The organism is Porphyromonas endodontalis, assembly GCF_052173515.1.
Classification (GTDB): Bacteria; Bacteroidota; Bacteroidia; order Bacteroidales; family Porphyromonadaceae; genus Porphyromonas; species Porphyromonas endodontalis_A.
The window spans coordinates 1-5,228 of the sequence record NZ_JBQMYL010000020.1 but is presented as its reverse complement, the minus strand read 5'-3'; the positions used below and the strand labels follow the sequence as shown (position 1 = coordinate 5,228).

The 5,228-nt window shown below is 47.7% G+C and carries 3 protein-coding genes and 1 tRNA gene; all 4 read right to left on the bottom strand.

Annotation, left to right across the window (positions count from 1 at the left end; all coding sequences use genetic code 11):
• Nucleotides 1-239 precede the first annotated feature (239 nt).
• The 4 genes from ACTTHR_RS07985 to ACTTHR_RS07970 all read right to left on the bottom strand — a co-directional run bounded on the left by ACTTHR_RS07985 (nucleotide 240) and on the right by ACTTHR_RS07970 (nucleotide 5,138).
• Nucleotides 240-1,814 (bottom strand): Mfa1 family fimbria major subunit, encoded by a 1,575-nt coding sequence (locus ACTTHR_RS07985; protein ID WP_442605790.1) that lies wholly within the window; start codon nucleotides 1,812-1,814, stop codon nucleotides 240-242.
• 535 nt (nucleotides 1,815-2,349) lie between these two features.
• A complete protein-coding gene (locus ACTTHR_RS07980; protein WP_314812908.1) occupies nucleotides 2,350-2,880 on the bottom strand; it encodes a hypothetical protein in 531 nt (176 codons plus the stop codon).
• 60 nt (nucleotides 2,881-2,940) lie between these two features.
• The gene (gene typA, locus ACTTHR_RS07975) at nucleotides 2,941-4,749 is read right to left on the bottom strand and encodes a translational GTPase TypA (RefSeq protein WP_442605789.1); all 1,809 of its coding nucleotides are present in this window, start codon (nucleotides 4,747-4,749) and stop codon (nucleotides 2,941-2,943) included.
• A 317-nt stretch (nucleotides 4,750-5,066) separates the two neighbouring features.
• Nucleotides 5,067-5,138: transfer RNA gene (locus ACTTHR_RS07970), tRNA-Met, on the bottom strand.
• Nucleotides 5,139-5,228: the final 90 nt, after the last annotated feature.

The following is a 5,228-nucleotide window of genomic DNA, read 5'->3' as shown; positions in this document are numbered from 1 at the left end:
TGTAAGAACTTCATTGTTCAGAGGGAATTGAATCTTAATTTATAGAGAAATAAAAAGGAATAATGAGACGTGCGCAACTCCACCCTCACAGTTCAAGTGGAGTAGTCGTCTACACCTTCATGAATAGATAAGGAAGGTGAATGCTCCGGCAGGAGCCCCTCCATGCCTCAAGAGATGAGGTAAGAGGCAAGAGGGATCTCCTTAGGGAGCTTTTTGTTTCCGTTACTCGATACGGAGACTTAGAGTGATAGTTCGATATCGTAGGTATGAACCGTCCATGCGAGTACCGACATCTCAACACTCATCCAAGTTTCCTTTGGAGTATTAGGATCTTCTGGATTGAATGGATTAGGATTGTCAGTAGGATCATCATTAGGTCTGGGATCCGGATTCTCGGGAGTACCGGGAACTGCAGGATTATCAGGATCTTCGGGATAGAGAGGATTCCAGTTTGTACCAATCGTCTTAAAGCCCTTAATGTTGATACGGTAGATATTGTTACGGAAGGCAGGAGCATCGAGCGTATTAGGTACACGATCGGGGTTCACAAAAGCATAGTAAAGAACCTTACCATTTACGTACGTGCGGAACTTCTGACCAACAACACCACCCTTAGCAGGATTAGTTACATTTTCCTTAGTTGTGTAGAACCTGTTGTTAGCACCAAGATAGAAAGTTTGTCCTTCATTATAGGAGCCTCCTTCACCATCGGCAAAAGCACCTGCATCGGGAACGAAGAGAGCACGTACAAGTACATAAGGAGTATTACCACGACGGAAATTACCATCGTAGTTATTCACATTTGTATTAGCAGAATTGGTTTGATACTTATGCGAAGCTTCGAACATAAAGAGACTGTGCTTGAGAGACTCTTCACCGATTGTCTTAGCATCAATAGTAGGACTCGTGATCTTCGTAGCCATACGAGGATTCGTGGTAAAGGTGTGAGCCTTGAGGTCACTGTAATCATAGTGCGTCTTACCGTCACCCCAAACATCTGCAAAACCAGTGGGAACATAATCATACGCGGGAGTCTTGATCTTACCATCAGCTGTTAGCTGCTGACCGATAAAGAACCTCTTCTCGCCTTGAGCACCGGCATAAGAGATTTTCTTCACAGTACCCATCTTGGTTACACCATCGCTATACTTTACTTCGTAAGTATCTGCATTGGTGGTTACAAGTACACGGGCAACCACACGCTTCATATCCACCTTTGCGCGGTTTCTAGTACCGGAGATAGCTTCAGCCTCTGTCACGCCATCGGCCACTACAAGAGCGCATTCCTTTGCATTCGAAGCCATGATAACATCCTTACCAGCAGTGTGCATTGCTACAGTAGTAACAGCTAGTTCGTGAGCTACCGTATTGTAAGCACTCTCGAAAGCAGCAGCAGTTGCTTGAGAAAGAGTGAGCGTTACATCAGGCGAAGCATTAACAACGGCATACACCTTTTTCTGTCCGGGGGTGGTGCGGATGGCCGTTTTGGGAACAATTGAAATAGATGCTGCACCATCTGTCTGGGTGATCGTGAAGTTATTCTTATTGTAAGCCCCTGTAGAAACGACTCCGGATGCAACGTCTACAACGTACACATCGATTGTCTTGATCTCGTCTTTTCCATTCCAGGTGCCCTTGTGGTTGTAATTTTCGTCTTCGTTGGCACGAAGATCGTTAGTACCCATGCTAAGGGTAATACCTACATACGTAGATCCTTCTTGATTGGGATCCTGAACATCTTTCCCGGTCTTTGAGCACGAAGCAAAAAGGCCGAGAGCTGCGAGCAACGCGCCCGCCATCATCTTAATCTTCATCTTAATACTTATTGATTTATCTATATTGATATGTTGCCTTCAGGACTATATTTATCATTTGATCCATCTTCTTGAGCGCAAAATGGCAAGACGTTCCTTTACAAAAGAAAGCCACAAGCAAACTAAGAAGACAACGCATCCCAAAGAGAAATGCGAATAGAGAGAATGTCCCTCTGAAGAACCAAATCTATCACCCATTGCGATTAGGAAGAACGCATCGCTATGCACTCCTTCACGACTACAAAGGAAGAGAAAAAAGACCAAGCCGACAAAAAATAAAGATAGTTTACAGATTGTTTTAGATAAAACACACTTGCCATTCACACAAGAATAGCGTAAAAGTAGCTCAAACACTAGCTATCACTCATCAAGTAAAAGTGGCGAGAAGAAATAAAAACATTAAGAAACCTTGCACGAGAGAGAGAGAGAAAAGTCCCCCTCTACCCTAGCATACAAAAAAGGGAGATGCCCTTATACTAGGAGCATCTCCCTACTTTGACGGCACCTCTCAGGAGAGGTACCTAAGAGACGAGGTTTAGAAACGGAAGGTCACCCCTAGATTGACAAGGGTGAGACCATAGCCCAACTCTCCCCCCAAGGCAAGAGTAGGAGTCACATAGTAGCGAGCACCAACAAAAGCCTGGGTGCCGAAGGATCCGCTATTCCGTAGAGTAGTACCACCTACGAAAGACCATCCTAGAGCAAGCCCGGCATAGGTATCCAATTGGGGAACGAACTCATAATGCAATGCACCACGACCTCCGAAGAAGAAATAACCAGAATAGTTATCAGCCCCGGAACGGAAGAGGACATACTCGCCCTGACCACCAACACCGATAGTACCCTTGCCGTTACTAAAGAGATTGCCCACAACGCCATACTCATACACAGCCGTAAGAGGAGGAACGACAATGCTAGAGAACAAACCGGTGGTGCTGGGCAAGCCAATCATAATACTTGCAGTCTGCGTACCTTTTTCAAACGTTTTTTGGGCATTTGCTTCACCCAAAGAGGCAAAGCCTGCGAAAGCTACGGCTAGCCCTAGAATCAGATTTCTTACTTTCATAATTAGTTTCTTGTTATACTATGGTCCCTCCTCCAGAGTAGACAGGAGGGAAGAGAACCCTTAATCTTCGCTACGAGAGCGACGTTTGCGCTCCAGCTCATCGAGAATAATCTTACGCATACGCATACTGTTGGGGGTCACCTCTACGTACTCGTCTGCTTTGATGTACTCGAGAGCATCCTCAAGGCTAAAGATGACGGGAGGGGCAAGAGCCACCTTATCATCGCTACCCGAAGCGCGCATATTGGTCAGTTTTTTGCTTTTGCACACGTTTACGACAAGATCGTTGTCTTTGGTATGCTCCCCAATCACTTGGCCTGCATACACCTCGTCTTGTGGTGCGATAAAGAATCGGCCTCGGCTCTGGAGGTTATTGAGGGCATAGGCAAAAGCCGTCCCGCTCTCCATCGCTATAATAGAACCATTGAGGCGCCGTTGTATCTCACCCCGCCAGGGGGCAAATTCGACAAATCGGTGCGCCATTACCGCCTCCCCTGCCGAAGCTGTGAGTACGGAGTTGTTGAGCCCGATAATACCTCGAGAGGGGATGGTGAACTCCAGCATGATGCGATCGCCCTTACTCTCCATAGAGGTCATCTCTCCTCGGCGGCGAGTAATTAGGTCGATTACACGGCTCGAATACTCTTCGGGCAGATTGACCGTAAGCTGCTCTATCGGCTCACATTTGACTCCATCTATCTCCTTTATGATTACTTGGGGCTGCCCCACCTGCAACTCATACCCCTCGCGGCGCATCGTTTCGATAAGCACACTGAGGTGTAGAATGCCTCGCCCATAGACGAGCCACGAATCCGCAGAGTCGGTAGGCTCTACACGTAGCGCAAGGTTCTTATCCAACTCTTTGACCAAACGGTCGTGAATATGGCGACTGGTGACAAACTTGCCATCTTTGCCAAAGAAGGGCGAGTTATTGATGGTAAAGAGCATACTCATCGTAGGCTCATCTACACGGATACTCGTAAGAGGCTCGGGTGCAGACGCATCGGCTACCGTCTCCCCAATCTCGAAGGACTCCAATCCAATAATAGCACAAATATCGCCCGAGGAGACCGATTCGGCCTTAGCACGCCCCAACCCCTCGAAAGTGTTGAGCTCCTTTATTTTCTGACGTACTACGGAACCATCGCGGCGGCAAAGTACAATATCGCTATTCTCGGAGATCGTACCTCTGTGCACGCGCCCCACGGCAATTCGTCCCACGTAAGAGGAGTAGTCGAGCGAAGTGATAAGCATCTGCGCCGGTCCCTCCAGCATGGGTGGTGGGGGTATATGATCTACAATCGCATCCAGTAGGGGGGTAATGGTGTCGGTGGGATTGTTGTAGTCCTCACTCATCCAGCTCTGTTTTGCTGAACCAAAGAGAGTGGGGAAATCCAACTGCTCGTCACTCGCATCGAGGCTTGCCATCAGGTCGAAGACCATATCTTGCACCTCACCGGGGCGGCAATTGGGTTTGTCCACCTTATTAATTACTACAATGGGCTTGAGACCCAGGTTTAGAGCTTTTTGGAGCACAAAGCGCGTCTGTGGCATGGGGCCCTCGAAGGCATCCACCAAGAGAAGGCATCCATCTGCCATATTGAGTACACGCTCTACCTCGCCTCCAAAGTCCGCGTGCCCCGGGGTATCTATAATATTGATCTTAACACCGCGATAGCGAATACTCACGTTTTTGCTCACGATGGTAATCCCACGCTCTCGCTCGATAGCATTGTTATCTAGATAGGTATCTACCTCGGTGGCTTTGTCGTCTCGGAAAAGTTTGCCCGCTAGTAGCATCTTATCGACAAGCGTTGTCTTGCCGTGGTCTACGTGGGCGATAATCGCGATATTGCGTATTTCTTGCATACTGCTCTATAATAACCGGCTGCAAAGGTAATGAAAAAGCATCACCATATCTCTCCAATTATCGCAAGTCAGGTGATAAAAAGGAGGGAATAACCCTCAAATGGAACAGGACAAGCCCTAAGAAAAGGAGAAAGAGGAGATAGAAGACCTCCCACAGCGAGCAAGAGACAGGAGAGCGACCTCCTTAGACTTAGATAAGGAGTGTAAAAGACTTCCTTAGAAATGGCGAAAGGCGATAGAGGAGGGAGGAACGAAAGCATAAAAAAAATCTCCAACACTCATACGAACATTGGAGACCTGTAACACGGAATATAGAGTTGCGGGGAGAGGACTCGAACCTCTGACCTTCGGGTTATGAGCCCGACGAGCTACCACTGCTCCACCCCGCGATATTATCTCAATTGCCCTGCAAAGGTACAGATTCTTTTTGAATTAGCCAAATGCCAGCCTCGCCCTGCCTAGAGAGTAGCCCCCGTGAT